The 18,374-nt window shown below is 55.8% G+C and carries 22 protein-coding genes; 15 read left to right on the top strand and 7 right to left on the bottom strand.

Annotated elements, in window-relative coordinates; all coding sequences use genetic code 11:
- Positions 1-23 precede the first annotated feature (23 nt).
- Together pyrE and rph are read right to left on the bottom strand one after the other, a co-directional pair.
- Positions 24-677 (bottom strand): orotate phosphoribosyltransferase, encoded by a 654-nt coding sequence (pyrE, locus tag ACSMDR_RS10655; RefSeq protein ID WP_436468258.1) that lies wholly within the window; start codon positions 675-677, stop codon positions 24-26.
- A gap of 87 nt (positions 678-764) precedes the next feature.
- Positions 765-1,481, bottom strand: coding sequence for a ribonuclease PH (gene rph / locus ACSMDR_RS10650; RefSeq protein WP_005900560.1), 717 nt, complete (start codon positions 1,479-1,481; stop codon positions 765-767).
- Between the two features lie 277 nt (positions 1,482-1,758).
- Between rph and ACSMDR_RS10645 the strand changes: the two genes are divergently transcribed.
- The 9 genes from ACSMDR_RS10645 (at position 1,759) to ACSMDR_RS10605 (ending at position 9,611) form a co-directional block, all read left to right on the top strand.
- Positions 1,759-2,622 (top strand): YicC/YloC family endoribonuclease, encoded by an 864-nt coding sequence (locus ACSMDR_RS10645; RefSeq protein ID WP_436468257.1) that lies wholly within the window; start codon positions 1,759-1,761, stop codon positions 2,620-2,622.
- A gap of 188 nt (positions 2,623-2,810) precedes the next feature.
- The gene (locus ACSMDR_RS10640) at positions 2,811-4,058 is read left to right on the top strand and encodes a tyrosine-type recombinase/integrase (protein WP_264098274.1); all 1,248 of its coding nucleotides are present in this window, start codon (positions 2,811-2,813) and stop codon (positions 4,056-4,058) included.
- 117 nt (positions 4,059-4,175) lie between these two features.
- Positions 4,176-5,045, top strand: a complete 870-nt coding sequence (locus ACSMDR_RS10635) for a hypothetical protein (protein ID WP_436468256.1) — start codon at positions 4,176-4,178, stop codon at positions 5,043-5,045.
- 123 nt (positions 5,046-5,168) lie between these two features.
- Positions 5,169-5,375, top strand: coding sequence for a helix-turn-helix transcriptional regulator (locus ACSMDR_RS10630; RefSeq protein ID WP_264098749.1), 207 nt, complete (start codon positions 5,169-5,171; stop codon positions 5,373-5,375).
- A 580-nt stretch (positions 5,376-5,955) separates the two neighbouring features.
- The gene (locus tag ACSMDR_RS10625; RefSeq protein ID WP_163127379.1) at positions 5,956-6,126 is read left to right on the top strand and encodes a hypothetical protein; all 171 of its coding nucleotides are present in this window, start codon (positions 5,956-5,958) and stop codon (positions 6,124-6,126) included.
- The gene (locus ACSMDR_RS10620; RefSeq protein ID WP_042864957.1) at positions 6,123-6,482 is read left to right on the top strand and encodes a hypothetical protein; all 360 of its coding nucleotides are present in this window, start codon (positions 6,123-6,125) and stop codon (positions 6,480-6,482) included. Before ACSMDR_RS10625 ends, ACSMDR_RS10620 begins: the two co-directional genes overlap by 4 nt.
- A complete protein-coding gene (locus ACSMDR_RS10615) occupies positions 6,479-6,733 on the top strand; it encodes a hypothetical protein (RefSeq protein WP_128273315.1) in 255 nt (84 codons plus the stop codon). Before ACSMDR_RS10620 ends, ACSMDR_RS10615 begins: the two co-directional genes overlap by 4 nt.
- On the top strand, positions 6,730-7,116 hold the full coding sequence (locus ACSMDR_RS10610; protein ID WP_264098750.1) for a hypothetical protein: 387 nt from the start codon (positions 6,730-6,732) through the stop codon (positions 7,114-7,116). Before ACSMDR_RS10615 ends, ACSMDR_RS10610 begins: the two co-directional genes overlap by 4 nt.
- On the top strand, positions 7,113-9,611 hold the full coding sequence (locus tag ACSMDR_RS10605; RefSeq protein ID WP_264098751.1) for a toprim domain-containing protein: 2,499 nt from the start codon (positions 7,113-7,115) through the stop codon (positions 9,609-9,611). The genes ACSMDR_RS10610 and ACSMDR_RS10605 overlap by 4 nt, the downstream gene beginning before the upstream one ends.
- Positions 9,612-9,819: 208 nt before the next feature.
- Here ACSMDR_RS10605 and ACSMDR_RS10600 read toward each other — a convergent pair whose 3' ends face one another.
- A complete protein-coding gene (locus tag ACSMDR_RS10600; protein ID WP_264098752.1) occupies positions 9,820-10,158 on the bottom strand; it encodes a hypothetical protein in 339 nt (112 codons plus the stop codon).
- Between the two features lie 144 nt (positions 10,159-10,302).
- On the opposite strand from ACSMDR_RS10600, the gene ACSMDR_RS10595 reads away from it, so the two are divergent.
- From ACSMDR_RS10595 to ACSMDR_RS10585, 3 genes are read left to right on the top strand one after another with little or no spacing between them, the layout of a single operon-like run.
- The gene (locus tag ACSMDR_RS10595) at positions 10,303-10,527 is read left to right on the top strand and encodes a helix-turn-helix transcriptional regulator (RefSeq protein ID WP_264098753.1); all 225 of its coding nucleotides are present in this window, start codon (positions 10,303-10,305) and stop codon (positions 10,525-10,527) included.
- Positions 10,528-10,579: 52 nt separating this feature from the next.
- Positions 10,580-10,912 carry a hypothetical protein gene (locus tag ACSMDR_RS10590; protein ID WP_436468255.1) on the top strand — a complete coding sequence of 111 codons (333 nt, stop codon included), beginning with the start codon at positions 10,580-10,582 and terminating at the stop codon, positions 10,910-10,912.
- A gap of 11 nt (positions 10,913-10,923) precedes the next feature.
- Positions 10,924-11,754 carry a hypothetical protein gene (locus ACSMDR_RS10585; protein ID WP_264098755.1) on the top strand — a complete coding sequence of 277 codons (831 nt, stop codon included), beginning with the start codon at positions 10,924-10,926 and terminating at the stop codon, positions 11,752-11,754.
- 93 nt (positions 11,755-11,847) lie between these two features.
- Here the strand turns inward: ACSMDR_RS10585 and ACSMDR_RS10580 are convergent, their stop codons facing one another.
- The 4 genes from ACSMDR_RS10580 to ACSMDR_RS10565 all read right to left on the bottom strand — a co-directional run bounded on the left by ACSMDR_RS10580 (position 11,848) and on the right by ACSMDR_RS10565 (position 15,831).
- Positions 11,848-13,083: a plasmid recombination protein gene (locus ACSMDR_RS10580; protein ID WP_436468254.1), complete on the bottom strand. Its 1,236-nt coding sequence runs from the start codon at positions 13,081-13,083 to the stop codon at positions 11,848-11,850.
- 1,127 nt (positions 13,084-14,210) lie between these two features.
- Positions 14,211-14,708, bottom strand: coding sequence for a hypothetical protein (locus tag ACSMDR_RS10575; RefSeq protein ID WP_436468253.1), 498 nt, complete (start codon positions 14,706-14,708; stop codon positions 14,211-14,213).
- Entirely contained in the window at positions 14,695-14,943 is a 249-nt protein-coding gene (locus tag ACSMDR_RS10570; protein ID WP_436468252.1) for a hypothetical protein, read from the bottom strand. Before ACSMDR_RS10570 ends, ACSMDR_RS10575 begins: the two co-directional genes overlap by 14 nt.
- A 51-nt stretch (positions 14,944-14,994) precedes the next feature.
- Positions 14,995-15,831, bottom strand: coding sequence for an LAPAL motif-containing putative phage structural protein (locus tag ACSMDR_RS10565; protein ID WP_436468251.1), 837 nt, complete (start codon positions 15,829-15,831; stop codon positions 14,995-14,997).
- Between the two features lie 494 nt (positions 15,832-16,325).
- Between ACSMDR_RS10565 and hcp1 the strand changes: the two genes are divergently transcribed.
- The 3 genes from hcp1 to tssI form a co-directional block, all read left to right on the top strand.
- A complete protein-coding gene (gene hcp1, locus ACSMDR_RS10560) occupies positions 16,326-16,844 on the top strand; it encodes a type VI secretion system effector Hcp1 (RefSeq protein ID WP_042019066.1) in 519 nt (172 codons plus the stop codon).
- 184 nt (positions 16,845-17,028) lie between these two features.
- The gene (locus tag ACSMDR_RS10555) at positions 17,029-17,316 is read left to right on the top strand and encodes a type VI secretion system PAAR protein (protein ID WP_021141173.1); all 288 of its coding nucleotides are present in this window, start codon (positions 17,029-17,031) and stop codon (positions 17,314-17,316) included.
- An 11-nt stretch (positions 17,317-17,327) separates the two neighbouring features.
- A partial coding sequence (gene tssI, locus ACSMDR_RS10550; protein ID WP_436468250.1) for a type VI secretion system tip protein TssI/VgrG occupies positions 17,328-18,374 on the top strand: 1,047 nt, incomplete at its 3' end.

Below are 18,374 nucleotides of genomic sequence, written 5' to 3'. Positions count from 1 at the left end.
GGCAATGCTGCGCCGCTGTCGACTCAGATGCCGTACTGAGCACGGTAGGCTCGCATCGCAGTCAACTGTTCGGCCAGTTCCGGCTGCTCGGCCTGCTTCTCTTCCAGATACTTGATCAGATCGCTCATCTGGATGATGGCGATGATGTGGGCACCGTAGTCGCGCTCTACCTCCTGAATGGCGGAGAGCTCGCCCTTGCCCTTCTCCTGACGGTCCAGGGCGATCAGCACGCCAGCCAGGGATGCACCGTTTGCCTGGATGAGATCCATGGATTCGCGGATGGCGGTACCGGCGGTGATGACATCATCCACCAGCATGATGCGGCCCTTGAGCGGGCTGCCCACCAGATTGCCGCCCTCGCCGTGATCCTTGGCCTCCTTGCGGTTGAAGCACCAAGGCACATCCACATCATGCTGCTCGACCAGCTGCACCGCGGTGGCGGAAGCAATCGGGATCCCCTTGTAGGCCGGACCAAACAATACATCGAACTCGATGCCGGCATCCATCAGGGCGGCCGCATAGAAGCGGCCGAGGCGGGCCAGATCGCGGCCGCTGTTGAACAGACCGGCGTTGAAGAAATAGGGGCTCTTGCGACCGGATTTCAGGGTGAACTCACCGAATTTGAGGACCTGTTTCTCCAGGGCGAACTCGATAAATTGACGCTGGTAGGCTTTCATTCTGGCTCCTTGCGGGTGTCGTCTTTGCACATTATCGGGATAAAAATCGGGCACATAAAAAACGCGGCCAATGCCGCGTTTTCAAAATCAGGAGAGCGACTGCTTCTGCAGCGCGATGATGTCGTCGATGCCGCCCTTGGCGAGGGCCAGCATGGTCAGCAGCTCCTCGTGGGTGAAGGGTTCACCCTCGGCGGTGCCCTGCACCTCTATGATGCGACCATCCTCGGTCATCACCACGTTCATGTCGGTCTCGGCGGCGGAGTCTTCGAGATACTCCAGATCGCAGATGGCTTCCCCTTTGAAGATGCCGACGGAAACAGCCGCGATCATGTGCTTGAGCGGGCTCTTCTTGATCATGCCCTGGGCCACCATCCAGTTCAGCGCGTCCACCAGCGCCACGCAGGCACCGGTGATGGCCGCGGTACGGGTGCCACCGTCAGCCTGCAGCACGTCGCAATCGACGGTGATGGAGTGCTCACCCAGTGCAGTCAGGTCCACGGCAGCGCGCAGGGAGCGGGCGATCAGGCGGGAGATTTCCAGGGTGCGGCCACTCTGCTTGCCGGCGGCGGCTTCACGGTTCATGCGCGAATGGGTAGAACGCGGCAGCATGCCGTATTCAGCGGTAACCCAGCCCTGGCCCTTGCCTTTCAGGAAGCGAGGCACGCTGGTATCGACGCTGGCGGTGCAGAGCACGCGAGTGCTGCCGAACTCCACCAGCACCGAGCCTTCTGCGTGTTTGGTGAAGTTGCGGGTGATGGTAACCGGACGCACTTGTGCGGCACTGCGATCGCTGGGACGTGACATGGAACTGACCTCTGGGCTGGCTCAAATTGGCGAAGGAGTATAAGCGATTGCGCCCCAAATATCAGCCGCTAAGAAACCGTCATGCTTGGTCGCGAACCATCATCTCAACGGTGAGGAGCCGCATCGAAACCGGCGTCCATCACCTACAAGAGCCGGGGCCGTGGCGGACCGGGGCCCCGCCACAGCCGGAACAGGTTCTAAGAGCCATCGCTGTGGCTGACGGAACAAGCCTGGCTGAGTATACTGGCCGCACACTTCATCAAGCCCGGAACAATCAATGATTCACAGCATGACCGCCTACGCCCGCAAGGAATTCAAGGGCGACTGGGGCACAGCCGTTTGGGAAATTCGTTCGGTCAACCAGCGCTATCTGGAAACCTACATCCGTCTGCCGGAGCAGCTGCGCAGCCTGGAGCCGGTCCTGCGTGAGCGTTTCCGTGCCAAGCTGCAGCGCGGCAAGGTGGAGTGCAACCTGCGTTTCGAGGCCGCTCAGGCTGCCGCCAGCCAGCTGCACATCAATGAAGATCTGGCCAGGCTCATCATCGACAGTGCCAACTGGGTAATGAAAGAGGCCGGTCAAGGCCAGCTCAACCCGGTCGACGTACTGCGCTGGCCCGGTGTCATGGCCGCCGCCGAGCAGGATATGGACGCGGTCGCCACCGAGCTGCTCGGTGGTTTCGATCAGACCATGGAAGATTTTCTTGCCTCCCGCGCCAGCGAAGGAAGCAACCTCAAGGCGCTGATCCAGCAGCGTCTGGATGGCATCCAGGTGGAAGTGAAGAAGGTTCGGGTGCATCTGCCCTTGATCCTCGAGTGGCAGCGCCAGAAGCTCACCGATCGCCTGGCCGAGGCCAAGGTGGAGCTGGATCCGGCCCGCATCGAGCAGGAAATCGTGCTGCTCGCCCAGAAAATCGACGTGGCCGAAGAGCTGGATCGCCTGGAGATGCATATCAGCGAAACCATCAAGATCATGAAGAAGGGGGGCGCCTGTGGCCGTCGCCTCGACTTCATGATGCAGGAGTTCAACCGCGAGTCGAACACGCTCGGCTCCAAGTCCATCAACGCCGAAGTGACCCAATCCGCGGTCGAGCTGAAAGTGCTGATAGAACAGATGCGCGAGCAGATCCAAAATATTGAATAACAGTTCACGTCATAGCACTCAATATCAAAAACCCTTATAGCCCGCACAGTTGCGGGCTATTTCGTTTGCATGGCATCTCATTCCATATCATAGTGTTTCACAGAATCAGTGTACCCATGGGTGTACCTAAAGCGGTTTTGGTACATCGCTTTGGGTACACCCCCCTTATCAATGGCTCAGGCGGAACGATGGCCAAGTTTCAAGACAAGCAGATACGGGCATGGATCAAGGATGGAGAACGGTTTGAGGGACGCTCAGACGGCAACGGGCTCTATCTGAGATATCGAGCAGGGGACAGAGTCCCCACATGGCGTTTCAGGTATAAGCTCGCGGGAAAATCGCGGGTGATGAACATGGGCTCCTATGGTGACCTGTCGCTTGCCAAGGCACGGGAAACCGCCCGCCAGCTGGCTGCCCGTGTGGCACTTGGGCATGACGTGGCCGGTGAGAAGCAGGAGCGCAAGGCCGAAGCCCTTGAGAAGATGGAGGCGGAGAGGAACGCGCTGAGGGTATCGGCATTGGCCGCCGAGTATTTCGAGCGCCAAATCCTTGGCCGCTGGAAGCATCCTGACATCTTGCGCCGCCGTATCGACAAAGACATAAACCCTAACATCGGCCACCTGAAGGTGGAGGATGTGAAGCCGCGCCACATAGATGACATGCTGCAAAAGATCGTTGCCCGTGGTGCGCCGACCATCGCCAACGATGTGTTGCGATGGACGCGCCGGATATTCGATTACGCCATCAAGCGCCACATGCTTGAGGTGAACCCCGTCAATGCCTTTGAAATCGCCGATGCTGGCGGACAGGAAAAAAGCCGCGACCGCTGGTTAACCCGTGACGAGCTGATCCGGTTCTTTCAGGCCATGCGCACGGCCAAGGGGTTCAGCCGAGAGAACGAGCTGACCATGAAGCTCATTCTTGCCCTGTGTTGCCGCAAAATGGAGCTGTGCGGTGCACAGTGGGCCGAATTTGACTTGGAGGCGGCGGTCTGGCACTTGCCCGCCGAGCGGGTGAAGAATGGCGACGCCATCGACATCCCGTTACCCCCCCCGGCAGTGGAATGGTTGCAGGAACTGCACCGCATTTCGAGCGGTAGCCGCTGGGTGCTGCCCGCCCGCAAGATGCAGCACCGCATGATCCCGCATATTCAGGAAAGCACTCTGCCGGTTGCCCTGGCTAAGGTGAAGCGCGAAATGCCGGGCGTGGCGAACTTCACCATCCACGACTTTCGCCGAACTGGACGCACACATTTGGCGGAGCTGGGGGTCGATCCTGTCGTGGCCGAACGCTGCCTTAACCACCGAATCAGAGGCGTGGAAGGCATTTACAACCGCCACCAGTATTTTGATGAGCGCCGGGCAGGGTTGGTGCTCTGGGGGGAACTGTTGGTGTCACTGGAGTTGGGCGTCAAAGACAAAGTAGCCCCCATCTGAAATACAAAAAATGAAGGTTAACGACTTTGCTGGGTCTATCTCGACGGAGAGAAAAGCGGGATGCCTTGCCCGCCTGACCCGGCAATCCATACAAGGTGAGCGTACAGAGGCAACGCCATGACGAATAAAAATCAAACCCCACCCAAAATACCACCATTGATCCCGCTGGAATATTGCAGTCCGGAACGGGCCGCCAAGCTATTGGGGTGTGATGTTGAGGATATATTTCACTGGGTAGCGACAGAGGCAATAAAATTATTTGCAGAGTTCAGTCTATATAAAGTTGATAATCTAGATGTTGATTATTTTTCTGATCACGAATGGTATGAAGATTTTTCAAACAATGAAGGCGTTTATTTTAGCTTCAATGGTCCAAGTGTAAGCGGTGAAAAACCTTACTCGCCTTGTATTCACCGATTTGAACCAGATGACTCTTCGAAAGAACATGAAAGTTATATCTCTGGGCTTTGGCATCTTGAATATGATCTTAATTCTGCAACATATGTGCAATCCAGAATAAAGGAAGAAACGCCGTACAATCTAACCATTGTTTTTCAAGAATATAATGATTCCGTTCCTTTTAAACAGTACGCGACACTTCATCATGTCTTAGTGTCTGATATGCCTGATCGTTTACGAATAAGACGAGATGATATATTAAAAATTCAGAAGCACATCATTTCTGGTGAGGTGATGAAGAGAACATCCAATAGGCCAATGCCTGAAAAGAAAAGCCCTCCCGCCGATATTGGCCCCCACCCTACAGCAGAGCGCAAAGCCGCCACCCGGGAAAGAGTATGGGCTGCCGCGATCTATGCCCGCGAACAGTGGCCAGACGACTGCAAGACTGCTAGCGCCTGGGCATCGACCATCGACAATCACTCACTCAAGCTATTCGATGCGGACAAGGCTCCCTTAAGCCAAGAAATAATGGCACGCATGTTGGGTAAGGCAATGAAGGAGGGGATACCCTACAAAAAAAGTTAACCTAGCTTACTGGCCGGTAGCTTCTACCGGCCGGGAGGTAGCGCCTACCGGACAATGAAAATCCGCATTTCTGTGTTGTGATTGCCCTTGCTACGAAAAGAAACGTAATGGAGCAATCACAGCATGAAGACAAAAACCGCTATTGAGTTACCGCAAGAAGGGTTTATTCGGGCAGGCACCCTGGCCAAGGTATTGGGCGTCGCCGTGGTCACGGTTTGGCGTTGGTCGGCCAAAGGCACATTTCCACAACCGGTCAAATTATCCATGCGGGTCACCGCTTGGCGGGCCGAAGAAGTGAGGGCGTGGATGAATGCCCAAAGGGCGGCATAGGGAATATGGATCAAAAAGAAAGGGCCATTCCGCAACACGGAACAGCCCAAATAAATATCCACCGCTCGATCATATCAGCAGCCTCACCGATGAGCCAGCCAGAGAAGCGCAGTTGATCGTGCTCTAAGCCCAAGAGCTGCCCGCGTCAGAACGGCAGCCTAAGGAATAATTCCCATGTACCAAAAACAACAAGGGTGCCACGCCCAGGGCGAAGCCTTGCCAAAAATCCTCGATTGGGTCGCCAGAATAATATTGCATGACACGATCCGACAGGGTACGCTCTCATCCGTTGGGGCTACTAACCCCAACAGTACTACTTCCGACAGCGGTCACCCGCAGCCGACAATTAGCGGTTTTTTTGTGCCTGCCATTTGGGCTACTACCCCAGGCAATTGCACAGATGAACTTCACATTCACGCCGATCACGGCGGGAGTGTACCCGCTTTTGCGGTATGGTTGAGAGGCCCCAATAAGCCCGCAAGGGTGAATAAGGCCCGCCTTCTGTCGGAGGTAGTTGACGCCATGCCGCATCCCCATTTGCAGCATGGCCGACTCACTAAACCGACAGAGAGTACAGGCCATGATCTACACCTTCCTGATCCAGCATTCCCGTACCTGCCGTTTGGCAGACCTACGCCGTATCCGCACCATTTCCGCCGTTGCCAACAACGAAGCACAAGCTCGTTCTGCGCTGGCCGGTCTACCCCTGGTGTTTTTGTCCCGCACCCCGAGCAAGGGGGTTGCAGCATGAAACAGCCCATTCGATCCCGTCAGGTTATCCAAGCTCAGGCTCTGTTTGAGCAAGCCGCCCTGTTCACTTCTGCGCTGTGCCACGCCTGCGACGCCAATACTGAAACAATGCTCTATTTGGAGCTCTCTGAGCTGCTGCGACCCTTACAAATACAGCTTGATGAGCTGGAGGTTGGGTGCGTGCGGACACCGCTAGCGGCGCCTTCTGAGCGGATCAATCGCTATGTCACCATGCTGCTCAAAGTGATTGAGGGAAATCAATCTCACACCGAGCCCTGTGAGCTCAGCGTATTGCTTGCACCGGTCATGGCCGAGTTTGAAGCTGTTGAGCTGGCCCAGCTCAGGGAGGGTGTATGACCTATTACGCCTGGGCTCCAGCAGCCCAACAACCCACGTTCATTGGCCCAGCCAACCCCAAGACCGGCAAACGTTCACAAGCGGGTAGCCTGAGCGCCTTTGCCTGCAGTCAGCAGCGTGATGCCTTCATTGCCAGCACCAACGGTATGGCGAGGGTCGTTACTGCCACACAGGCCCGCCAGCTAAAGGCTGGTTTGGACGAGCGGGCTTTCAACCAGTTGGTGGTCTTGTCGGTGGGGGATGAAGAGTGAGCACACACGAGATGAACGAGATGAGTGAACTGGTGCGCCGGGTGGCGCTGGCCTTTGTGGCCGAATGCGGGCCCTACTTCCTGAGTGAGGGGCACCAGCGGGCGCCCAATATCGCCCTGCCGCTGACGCTGGAGAAGCTGTCGGAGACGCTGCACAACATGGTGGTGGAGCAGGCTGGCTCGGTGTACGGGGAGGCGTTCTCCCTGACCGTGCTGTGCAACAGTCTGGATGGGGACGCGCTGAGCGACACCGGGTTTAGCCTGGTGTGCGCCCTGTTGGAGGAGGTGTGCGACGACCTGCGGCAGATGCTCGCCGAGGGGAAAGATCTCGAGGTGGAAATTGCCCGGATGCGCCGCGAACGGGAAGCGGGGGCCACATCATGAGCACGATCAGCAAGCAGGAGGGCGCTGGCCCCCATCTGGTGACGGATGTGAAGACCGCCGCCAACGGACATTGGCCGGAGGTGCTGGCCAGCTTGGGGGTCGTGGTGCCACCGCGCAAGCAGCATGGGCCTTGCCCAGTTTGTGGTGGTAAAGACCGTTTTAGGTTCGATGACAAAGGGGGAGACGGGAGATGGATCTGCGGTCAGGGTGGTTGTGACAAGGCCGGGGACGGGTTGGATCTGGTGGTGCGCGTCACCGGTCAGCCAGTCGCGCAGGCCGCCCGTCTGGTGGCGGGGGCGCTGGGGCTTTCCCATGTTGCCATAGATCCCGCCGAGCGGGAGCGACTGCGCCAACAGCAACAGGCCCGTGCCGAGCAAGAGCAACAGCGGGTGGCGCTACAGCGCCGCAAGGCTGCCAGCAAGGCCGCCCGCATCATGGCGGACTGTCAGCAGGGGGTGAGCCCCTACCTGGAGGGTAAAGGGCTGCAGGGCGTGGCGGTGGCGCTCTCCCAGCGTGTGATCGCGGTGGGTGAGCTGACCTTCCCGCCCGGTTCCCTGGTGGTGCCGCTCTATGCCGACATCGGCGGCGAGCTGGTGAACGTTCAACTTATCGACGAGCAGGGGCGCAAGAGCTATCTGGCGGGCGGGCAGATGGCCGGGGCCTGCCACCGGATTGCGGGGAGCGAGTGGGTGGCAGTCTGTGAGGGCTACGCCACCGGCCTGAGTATTCACCTTGCCACCGGGGCGAGCGTCTATTGCGCCATGAATGCGGGCAATCTGCTGGCGGTGGCGCAACGGGTGCGGGGGATGGATGACCCCTTGCAACCGTGCCGGGTGATCCTCTGCGCCGACAACGACGCCAACACCCCGGGCAACCCCGGCAAGAGCAAGGCCGAGCAGGCCGCCAGCGCCATCGGTGCCAGGGTGGCGCTGCCGCCCGAGGCGGGCGATTGGAACGACTACCACCAAGCCCACGGGCTGACTGCAGTAAGGAATCAGATCATGGGCCAGATTGAGCAGAGCCAACACCCGTACACCGACCCGTACTCTGACCAGCACCAAGAGCGGCAAGAGCAAGGCGCCAGCCAGGAAGAAGGGGGTCGGGCCGAGGTGATACCGCTGCGGGCAAGGCAGAGTAACCAGGGGGTGGAGATCGGCAAGATGGCGGCCAGCCAACGCGCCGAACTGCTGGCGGAGCGCTTGGGGGATGTCGCCGTTAACATGGTGGCCGCCGCCGTGTACCGCTACACCGGCAGCCTGTGGGAGCATCTGCCAGATGGCGTGCTGATCCGTGAGATGGGGGCGATCTTCACCGAACATGGCGCGACATACAGCAGCAAGTTATTGAGTGGCGCCGTCGATACCATGAAGGTGATGCTCCCGCTGATGGCCACGACCCGGGACGACCTGATCGGCTTTGCCAACGGGGTCTACGACATGACCGCCCGCGCGTTTCGGCCCCATTCGCCCGCCGATGGCCTGCTGAGTCATAACGGGATCACCTATGGAGAACCGCAACCAGGGGAGACGCTGGAGGAGTGCGCCCCCCACTTCACTAAGTGGCTGACCCATGCCGCCGACAGTGACGCCACCAAGATGGAGCACATCAAGGCGGCCCTGTTCATGGTGTTGGCGAACCGCTACGACTGGCAGCTATTCCTTGAGGTCACGGGTGAAGGGGGGAGCGGCAAATCGGTGATGGCGAACCTGTGCGAATTGCTGGTCGGTAGTCGCAACGTGGGCAGCAGCTCGATGAAGCGGCTGGAGAGTGATTTCGGCCTTGAGAGTGTATGGGACAAGCGCTTGATCCTGCTGCCAGACCAGCCCCGCTACATCGGCGACGGCGCCACCCTCAAGGCGATCACCGGCGGTGATGAGGTGTCGATTAACCAGAAGGGGAAGGCGATGTTCAGCGCCAAAGTGCGGGCCGTGGTGCTGGCGACCAACAACGCCGCCATGGTGATGACCGAACGCAATGGCGGCATGTCGCGGCGCCGGGTGATCTTCGCCTTCAACAAGGTGGTGGCCGAGGCCGACAGAGATCCCCAACTGGGGGAGAAGATCGCCGCCGAACTGCCGGTGATCATCCGCCACCTGCTGGCCCGGTTTGCTGACCCCGAGGAGGCCAAAGCCCTGCTGCTGGCACAGCGTAACTCTGCCGACGCCATCGCGGTCAAGCGGGCGGCGGATCCCCTGTTTGACCTGTGCGCCATGATGAAATTCATTGATGTGCCCAATGGGCTGCGCATGGGTGGCAAAACGGACATCGTTCGTAATCCGCGCCGCTTCTTCTACCACGCCTATCTGCATTATCTGGAGTATCAAGGCCTAGATCGACCGCAGTCAGTTAATGCGGTCAGCCGGGCACTTAAGCAGATGGCGAAAGAGCTTGGCGGCGAGTACAGAACGAGAACCAGCAACGGCACCGTCACCAACATTGTGTTGACCGATGAGGTAGAGGAATTCATGCCCAAGGCGGTGATCGTAGAGCCATAAACGCCTGCCAGAAGGAACAAGGGGTCGCCAGGGTGCGGCCCTTTTTTTATCCGGTGGTTTGGGTGATGACTTAAGCCGCAAAAAAAAACACTTCCAACACTTCCAATTCCTCTGAAAGCCTTGCTGTACAAGGGATATAGATATGGAAGTATTTTTTTAAATACTTCCAAATAGTTCCAATGATTCCAACCTCGTAGGGGTCACCTGCTTAGTTAATTGTTTCACTCATGTTTCTGGTCGGATGTGTTGTGGTGAGGCGGTATAGCCCATTTTGGAGGAATTCAGGAACGATTTGGAGGCGTTTGGAGGCAGGAAAAAACATACTTCCACCGCTGTAAGCCACGTCATTACTGACCTGTAGCAATGTGGAAGCATTGGAGCTATTTTCTAAACTTCCATGGTGCACCCTGCTCTGAGCGGTATTTTTGCCATGATTGTTGCTCGCATGTAACAACACTACCAACCCATCGGCAGGGGAACCTTTTCTTTCCTGGCTGGCCTCTTTGGTCTGTGGCGGGGTGGTCGGCCCGGCGGCAGGCTCGATCATCGTTAACCGCTGAATCGGCCTATCCCTCAATCCCGTTGAAACCTCCCCCCGCCAGTGTGCCAGCGCCGCACACACTGGCCGCTGCTCGTCTCCCTGCGTAAACCGTTGCAACCTCTATAAAGTAACCAACAGCAGGAGAGCATGATGACCCATTCAGTGTTCATTGAGCGTAAACGGCTGACCGTGTTGATCGGCTGTCGCTACGACACGATTGACCGCATGGTTGAACGGGGCGATCTGCCCCGCCCGATCCGTCTGGGCCGAAATGGCCGTTACCGCTTTATCCGGGCTGAGATTGAGCCCGCCTTGAAACGGCACGGGATCGATCTGGCCAAGCTGGAAGCGGCCCATGCCATGGCCACCACCTGAGCATGCACATGGTCAACATACCGACCAACCCTATTCCTGATGGAGAAACACCATGACCAAGCAACTTAACCACGGCGCGATTTGCGGCCGAATTTTTGCTCACATGCTCAACCATCCGGCAAAGCCCAAAGTGTCCGAGCAACAAGAAGTAATCTTGCTGGATATGCTGGACGGCCTGACCCTGGAAGACCTGCGTAAATACGCAGGCAAGGCAGACGAGTTGGTAAAACTGCCCCTCAGCCCGCGCGATGAACAGCAATTGCTGCTCTTGTCGGGGGCGTTGGGGCTGCTGACCCTCGGACAGACCGGGGTGATGAACTTCGCCACCAAGAGCAATAGCCCACTGCAAACCGCTCTGGCCCACCTGACCGAAACCGACTGCTAAGGAGTCACACAATGGAACCCACCCAGACCACCGAATCTCATAACAACGGCGAGATCACCCTGCAGCAGGCCATCGACCAAGCACGGGCCGCACGGGCGGCCTTTGATGAATGGGATCAAGGCGAGCGCCAGCGCCTGCTAGAGATATCCCCGGCCAGAGAGAAGGAGTTGCTGGATGAACTGGCACGATTGTCTGAGCTGAGAATGACCGGAAGGGCCAGTGGATCTCTATCGGCAAAAGAATATCGCGACCTCATCAGCCGGACTGGCGAGATCCAGATCGAGCTGGACGACATCGCGTTGTTCAAGAAACAGGAACTGATGATCGGGCATGTGCAGCAGGGCAAGGGCTGGCCGCTCTATTGTGATGAGGTGAGATCCCGTACTCGCATCGTTGCCTTGCTGTTCAAGAACGCCCAGGCGTCATTCAAGCAGCGAGCAGAAGAACTGCTCGGCGAGCTGTGTCAGCACCTTGCGCAACTGCACCGGTATGAATCTATTCTCGATAATGCATGCCGTAACGAGGTCTCGCTGGGGTTTGATACCCAAGTCGCCTACCAGTTTACCCTTGGCGCACAACCAGCCATTCGACCATCGGAAGCGTTCATCAAGAGCGTGGTGGCACAACTGGAGAGCCGCGATGGAGTGAGCTGGGAAGGGGATGAAGAGGCGCTGAGTGCCGTCATGAATCGCCCGCCGATTGTTAGGCTGTCCAAGTCCTGGGGCAGCCCTTCTTCGCGCCATTCACTGAATCACCAGATCAAGCTAGCCAAAGCCGAACTTGAGCGGCTACAGCAAGAAGAACTTCAACGGATCCGGACTGCTGCTGCGCGTGAAGTCTGAAACCGATGAAGCCACCGGGAGCGGTGGCTTCATGTTTTCTGCATCTGGTCGTGAGGCTTTCCCCGCATAGAGATCGCGTTGAATCACTCCTGGTCATCCCATCCCGTAGCCATGGCTCTGCCTGGGTATCAGCTCCATCACCGCTTCCGGTAACTGCTGGCGTAACTCTTTGCGGAGCTTGCTGAGCAGGATAGGAAGTCGCTCTGCACGCTCAACCCGCGCCTTCAGGGCCTTCTCCCGATCCTGGCTTTCCTCCAGCCTACGTCTTGCGAGCGCCAGCTTGGCCTCCGCCTCTGTCAGAGGTTCCCGTTGCTGTTCGGTGAGTTGCACCGCCCAAGCCTGAAGCTGCTGTTCCTGGCCGGCCACAGCACTCTCGCGAGCTTTCAGCGCGGCCTCCTGTTCTGCCAGGTGAGCCTGGATGTTCTTCGAATCGTCCTCAATCTTGAGGATGTTTTCGCTGACAAAAATCCGACGTTCCGCCACGATCTTCGCGGCTTCGCCCTGCCTGCCCATCTGCACAGTGATCCCCTCGGCAAAGGCCCGGTCGCGTACCCTGTCCAGCTCTGCCCTGTCGTAAAGCCGCTGCTTGCGTAGGAGACCGACCTCGCGTCCCTCGATGTGCAGCATGACCCTGGCTTGCTGCTGCTTTGATAACACGGCCTCTGCCTTCGCCGCCCGCTCTGCCACGAGGATAGCCTGCTGGGCCGCTTGCTGGGCTTTCCACTCGCGTCTTGTCAGCCGCTGGCGCTTTGGCCCGATCCGGGCCAGTCCGAAATCCCGGCCAAGCTCTAGATACAACCGATCCTGCCAAGCCCTCATGGCCTCATTGTGAGCCCGCTGCTGGAGTGCCTTCTGGTCACCATTGCGCTTGGCTTTTGCGGCTGCCGCTCTACCAGGATGCAGCGCATTGAAGTCCTGCCCGAACTCTGGCACTGCATAAAAGTGGAGGTGGGGATGCGATTCATCCTGGTGCACCACCACCGACTTGAGGGCCGAACCGTACGTCTTCCTGAGCCAGATCAAAGCCTGCGCCTTGAACGCTGACCACTCCTGCCCATCCTTCGGATAGGAGAGGATGCCTGCGAGCAGCACCGGCGCATCTGAACGCAGTTTCCTCCCCAACCCATCCTTGGCCTGAGCTCCCCAGGCTTCAGCCAATACAACAGCCTCTTTCGGCGAGCAGCCAAAGACGCGGATGGGCTCCTTCGCCATCAACACATGCTTGCAATGTGCAGGCACTCGTTCGGCCTCGCTCGCGATGTCATGCACGCTCCAGCCCCCTTTTTGAGGTTTCCGTGCATACGCTTCCACATGCCCAAACTGATACATACCTCACCCCTTCCTCTGCTGTCCCATGACAGCCCTCACCACCAAGCTATCCAACCGAGTCAATTTAGTGTTGGGAATTTTTTTTGGTGTGGTTGTAAGGCAGTTGCGTACGCAAAGTAACCGACTGTTACGTATCCCCTGCCCCACTTCGTAGCGCGGGTGATACGTGTCGGCCCTGCGGGGCCAAAGCCCAAGATAGAAGGTGGTTCGTGCTGGCCTCGACCGCACATACCAGCCGAGCATTTGCACCTGCGCCTTGACAGCTATCAGCGGCCTTCACCAAACCGCCTGAGAGCCTCGCAGCTGCATTGCCTTGGCTGGCAGCATCCATGGCCTCGGGCAGTTCATCACTCTCTCACCAAGAGCGGCAGATAGCGGCTGGCGCAGCCTGCCGACCCTGTCAGCACCCAGCGCGCGCAGTTGAAGCCCCGCCTCGCCTGCGCGCTTTGTGTGTGGAAAATCACTCACCTGACAGATCGGGCTGAAGCCGCACCAGTACTGGCGGGAACTAGGGGTTATGGGGGTGAATTAATCCTTCAGAATCCTTCAGAATCCTTCACTTTCTTGCAAGCCGTGATCGCGCCCTAGGCACCCAATCACCCCGGCATGGGATTTGGGCCATTTTTGGCCATGGTTATTGGGGTTTTGACTGATTTAGCAAGTATCCTATTCGAGGATTGCGACAACATCATGCCCCTGTGGGATGAGGTGATTCCCTCACCCACCTTGCCCTGGTAACTGACCACCTCCTGCCGGAGAGGCCATAAGAGCCGCTAGGGCTTGCCTTGATGAGTGCCCTAATCTGGACAATCAGGAGGACTCCGCCACCCTTCGCCAGGTCCGCCAACTCTTCACCGCCTACCAGTAAAGCCGCTTTGCCGACTAAGACGACCCGAATCACCAACCGGTAAAAATGGTTGGGTATCGTAAAAAAACTAATTTTGGCTGTAATGAAGAAGTCTTGTTCTACGTATTACCAGAAGGAAGGAGATAAATGACACAAGGAAGAAATTATAAGAAGGCAGCCAAGTTGGCGTTAAATAAAGGGGGGGGGGTATTAAGAGTCCCCAGCGCAGGGGTCAGTGAGGGTTTATAATTGTATATTTTGTCATAGCCTAGAAGGTTGACTATTTATTTTTTATTTTCAACATGTCATCAAGCCCTGCATTGCTCTCTGGGCTTTGGTCTTTTAAGCTTTGAAAATTTTCGTCTGCTTTTTTTAAACGGTCTCGACTTGCTGAATAACTAGCACTTGCTAATGCACGCTCATCAGCAGATAAAATTGTATATTCTTTTTTTATTTTGTCTTTTTCTTCTTGATCTAAAAGAGGATCCGATAATTGTTCAATGCATTTCTTTTTATATTTTTCATTGAGGGTGTGCAGTTGTCTCTCAGCCCGAGTTGTACTCACAAATGTTAGAAAAACACCAAGATAATGGGCGATTATAAATCCTACACCTGGAAGACTAACTAAGATAGAAGTCTTAATATCTGTAATATCTAGATCTAGACCAAAAAAGGTCAATGATTGTGTCTTTACCATCGCCAAGTTTAAGAGACCAATGGCACCATAGGAAAACAAGTTCGCGACGTATACTGGAGCAGAGCCTTTATTTTTTTCCATTTAACGCTACGCCCTCTCTAATCGCAGACATAGCCAGCCGGTAAAACTCTTTGTCATTAGTGACATCTACAGATGTTGAAACAGATGAACCATCCGCTCTAAATACCTCAACTATGACTTTGTGTGGAGGTAACAATTTGTCGAGAAACCAGTCAAAAAAGAGCCTAAAGAGTCCATATGCAAGTGGCAACAATAGGAGGAAAACAGACCAAAACATAGCTGTGCTAGCGTTCATCAATCTCCCTCCTTCAGTAGAATTTGCTGTGAAACGGTATGCTATGGCTTGCTAGTCTATAGTGTCGTGTACTTTAGCAACAATGTATGCTTTGTCCAGAGATAAGAGATCCTCCTTCAGTAAGAGGTTTACACGAAAAGCTGAGCTAAAAAGCTTAGGTTCACGGCCTTGTAAGACCCGCTCCATGAACTCATCATCTTTGATAGAAGTATTATAGGTCTCACCTTCATAGTCGATCCGCCAAGAGGATGTCTTGTCTTTATGCATAGTCAAAAAAGTTATAATTGCATCTTCTATTATACGAGAGGCACTAGAGTCCTCTACGGGGACTCGCTTATATCTAAAATCAGCAGATGTTTCGTCATTAATGTTTAATAGTTCTTCTCCGGTGCTCTCTTTAATGATCTTAAATGAATCAATTCCCTCTTTGCGCAATGGATTGTACGCTAATCGTGATAGAGATTTCCTTATTGATGGCGACGCTAATAGAGCGCGATAATAAGATGGGACATTAAATGACTCGCCTTCCAAGTGAACTTTACAGTCACCATCTTGTGTAAAGGATAATTTTTTTATTTGACGACCCTTCAATTTCTTTATTGTTGAAATCAAACTAGCCGCGCCTGCGGTTGAGCTTAAACCTATAATACTTAAAAGTTCAAGATACTCACCTGGTTGTTGAGCAACATCTATGATGAATTCGAAAGATCCCTCCCTAAATGGCTTGGCTTTTATTGATAAATTATCAGCCGTCCCATTTAGTTTTACATTTATCTCAGAGAGCAGATTGCTTATACCAAGCAGTGATTCAGCAAGAACATCAACATCGATTTTATGTTCTTTGAGTGATTCGCCATCATATTTAAAAATAAGGTTTTCGCTATTCACAATATATCTCCATTGGACAATGGAGTAATGTTATCGAAGACCTATAGATGAGGCCACAATTGTTTTTACTATCTGCAGTTGAGATCAACATATTTATATATATAGCCACTAATACTAACGCTGTGTTTCACATAAACAATGTGTAGCAACTGCTTATCAGTGGATAGAGTCTCCTACCTCATACCGCAAGTACTGCCTCACCAACCCCGTTACACCACTGCCCCGTTTTCGTCGATTCGGCAAACAGACATCCCCTCCCCTGATTGCAGCCGTTACCTCTATATCCGCGTTGCGTCAGGCCGATGGCCTAGGCTTTTTAGAGCGCAGTGATGGAGTACTGTTGAGGGGCTAGACCTGTCGGAAGGGTCTGAACTCTGCGAGCACCCTGCTTAACTGTGTACCCAAGGGTGTACCCAAATCATGGAACCTCTGCCATAAACCCACTCACAGCAAGGTATTGACGCATTCATTCAACAAGCAGTAGGAGCATACACATGCCAACTCCATGTTATATCAGCATCGAAGGTAAAACCCAGGGCAACATCACCGCCGGAGCCTTCACCTCTGACTCCGTCGGCAACATCTTCGTACAAGGTCACGAAGACGAAATGCTGGTGCAAGAGTTCAATCACCAGGTAACCGTACCGACTGACCCGCAATCCGGTCAGCCTGCTGGTCAGCGTGTCCACAAGCCGTTCAAGTTCACTGTTGCGCTGAACAAAGCCGTGCCGCTGATGTACAACTCCCTGGCTTCCGGCGAGATGCTGCCGAAAGTGACCTTGAAGTGGTACCGCACCTCCGTTGAAGGCAAGCAGGAGCACTTCTTCTCTACCGTGCTGACCGATGCCACCATCGTTGACATCGACTGCCAGATGCCGCATTGCCAAGACCCGGCAAAGTCTGACTTCACCCAGCTTATCCAGGTCTCTCTGGCCTACCGCAAGATTGACTGGGAGCACACTGTTGCTGGCACCTCTGGTGCTGACGACTGGCGTGCGCCTATCGAGGCCTAAGCCTCCCTTTCTTACTTTGGTATTCCTTGTAGTCAATCTTGTACTGTCTGGCTGGTGTCTAACCGGCCTATCAGCCCGTGCTTTCTCCGGTCGCCCTTTGGCTGCCGGAGCTTTTATGTTTTGCCATCCCCCTGTTCTGAGGCTCGAGGCGGAGTGATAGCAAAGCACACAAGAGGTTTGAATTATGTGTCCCTCCATTGCACTGCTCGGTGACATTGGCACCGACCACGACGGCTTTCCGCCGACCCCGGTGATAGCCGCGAGCCCTGATGTCTTCCTCGATGGTAAGCCTGTCGCACGGCAGGGTGACCCGTTAGCACCCCACGACAAGCCCAATAATCCACCCCACCCGCGCAGCATTGCCGGTGGTGTGGGCTCGGTGTTGGTGAATGGCAAGCCTATCGCTGTCACCGGCACAGCGGTGGATTGTGGTGGCGTGGTGATTGGCTCGGGCAGCGGGCAAGCAGGATAAGGAACAAGGTCATGGCACAGAGCACAGGATTACAATTCACCGTCAAGGTTGGCACACTGGCTGACAGCACCTTTGCGGTCGCGAGCTTCAAACTTGATGAGGGCTTGAACAGCCCGTTTAGCCTCAAACTGGAGGTGGCCAGCGCTCAGCCCGATATCGATTTCGGTGCTGTGTTGGACCAGCCCTGTGAGCTGCTGGTGTGGTACCACGGCGAGCTGCAGCGCCGGGTATGTGGCGTTGTGAGCGAGTTTGCCCAAGGGGACAGCGGCTTTCGCCGCACCCGTTACAGCCTTGAGGTCAAACCTGCGCTGTGGCGATTGGGATTGCGCCAGAACTCCCGCATCTTCCAGGCACAGAAGCCTGATGAAATCCTCTCCATTTTGCTGCAAGAACACGGCATCACCGATTACGCCTTTGCCCTGAAAAACGAACATGCCCAGCGGGAATACTGCGTCCAGTACCGCGAAACCGACCTCGATTTTGTTAACCGTTTGGCCGCAGAAGAGGGGCTGTTCTACTTCCACGAGTTTGAAGCAGGCAAACACCGCATCGTGTTTGCCGACGACGCGGCAGCACTGACTGCTGGCCCCGAGCTCTTCTTCAACCTTGGTAATCGCTCACTGGAACAGGGCGCCTATGTTCGCCAGTTCCACTACCGCGAGGCGGTGCGACCGAGCGATGTGGAGCTCAAAGACTACAGCTTCAAGACCCCGGCTTACGGCCTCGCCCAGAAGAAAATGGGGACAGAGCTTTCGCATCAACGCGACACTTACCAGCATTTTGACTATCCGGGCCGCTACAAGCAGGACGGCAGCGGCAAGGCATTTGCCCAGCACCGGCTCGATGCGCTGCGCAATGACGCGGTTGCGGGCAGTGGCAAGTCCAACAGCGCGGTGTTGCTGCCGGGTCAGCACTTCTCACTCACCGAACACCCCAATGGCAGCCTCAACACCGACTGGCAAATCGTCCATATCCGCCACACCGGTGAACAACCCCAGGCGCTGGAAGAGGAGGGCGGCAGCGGCCCGACCGTCTACCACAACGAATTCGGCGTAGTG

This window comes from Aeromonas molluscorum, assembly GCF_051376105.1.
Taxonomy (GTDB): Bacteria; Pseudomonadota; Gammaproteobacteria; order Enterobacterales; family Aeromonadaceae; genus Aeromonas; species Aeromonas molluscorum.
This window is presented reverse-complemented; position numbering and strand designations above follow the sequence as displayed.

Bases quoted from the DNA above. Each gene is read 5' to 3' on its own strand.
- ACSMDR_RS10645 (WP_436468257.1), top strand. From the start codon at position 1,759: ATGATTCACAGCATGACCGCCTACGCCCGCAAGGAATTCAAGGGCGAC.
- rph (WP_005900560.1), bottom strand. From the start codon at position 1,481: ATGTCACGTCCCAGCGATCGCAGTGCCGCACAAGTGCGTCCGGTTACC.
- ACSMDR_RS10600 (WP_264098752.1), bottom strand. From the start codon at position 10,158: ATGATCGAGCCTGCCGCCGGGCCGACCACCCCGCCACAGACCAAAGAG.
- ACSMDR_RS10620 (WP_042864957.1), top strand. From the start codon at position 6,123: ATGAAACAGCCCATTCGATCCCGTCAGGTTATCCAAGCTCAGGCTCTG.
- ACSMDR_RS10580 (WP_436468254.1), bottom strand. From the start codon at position 13,083: ATGTATCAGTTTGGGCATGTGGAAGCGTATGCACGGAAACCTCAAAAA.
- ACSMDR_RS10575 (WP_436468253.1), bottom strand. From the start codon at position 14,708: ATGGAAAAAAATAAAGGCTCTGCTCCAGTATACGTCGCGAACTTGTTT.
- ACSMDR_RS10605 (WP_264098751.1), top strand. From the start codon at position 7,113: ATGAGCACGATCAGCAAGCAGGAGGGCGCTGGCCCCCATCTGGTGACG.
- ACSMDR_RS10570 (WP_436468252.1), bottom strand. From the start codon at position 14,943: ATGAACGCTAGCACAGCTATGTTTTGGTCTGTTTTCCTCCTATTGTTG.
- ACSMDR_RS10585 (WP_264098755.1), top strand. From the start codon at position 10,924: ATGGAACCCACCCAGACCACCGAATCTCATAACAACGGCGAGATCACC.
- ACSMDR_RS10640 (WP_264098274.1), top strand. From the start codon at position 2,811: ATGGCCAAGTTTCAAGACAAGCAGATACGGGCATGGATCAAGGATGGA.
- ACSMDR_RS10635 (WP_436468256.1), top strand. From the start codon at position 4,176: ATGACGAATAAAAATCAAACCCCACCCAAAATACCACCATTGATCCCG.
- ACSMDR_RS10595 (WP_264098753.1), top strand. From the start codon at position 10,303: ATGACCCATTCAGTGTTCATTGAGCGTAAACGGCTGACCGTGTTGATC.
- ACSMDR_RS10590 (WP_436468255.1), top strand. From the start codon at position 10,580: ATGACCAAGCAACTTAACCACGGCGCGATTTGCGGCCGAATTTTTGCT.
- ACSMDR_RS10615 (WP_128273315.1), top strand. From the start codon at position 6,479: ATGACCTATTACGCCTGGGCTCCAGCAGCCCAACAACCCACGTTCATT.
- ACSMDR_RS10555 (WP_021141173.1), top strand. From the start codon at position 17,029: ATGTGTCCCTCCATTGCACTGCTCGGTGACATTGGCACCGACCACGAC.
- ACSMDR_RS10630 (WP_264098749.1), top strand. From the start codon at position 5,169: ATGAAGACAAAAACCGCTATTGAGTTACCGCAAGAAGGGTTTATTCGG.
- pyrE (WP_436468258.1), bottom strand. From the start codon at position 677: ATGAAAGCCTACCAGCGTCAATTTATCGAGTTCGCCCTGGAGAAACAG.
- hcp1 (WP_042019066.1), top strand. From the start codon at position 16,326: ATGCCAACTCCATGTTATATCAGCATCGAAGGTAAAACCCAGGGCAAC.
- ACSMDR_RS10625 (WP_163127379.1), top strand. From the start codon at position 5,956: ATGATCTACACCTTCCTGATCCAGCATTCCCGTACCTGCCGTTTGGCA.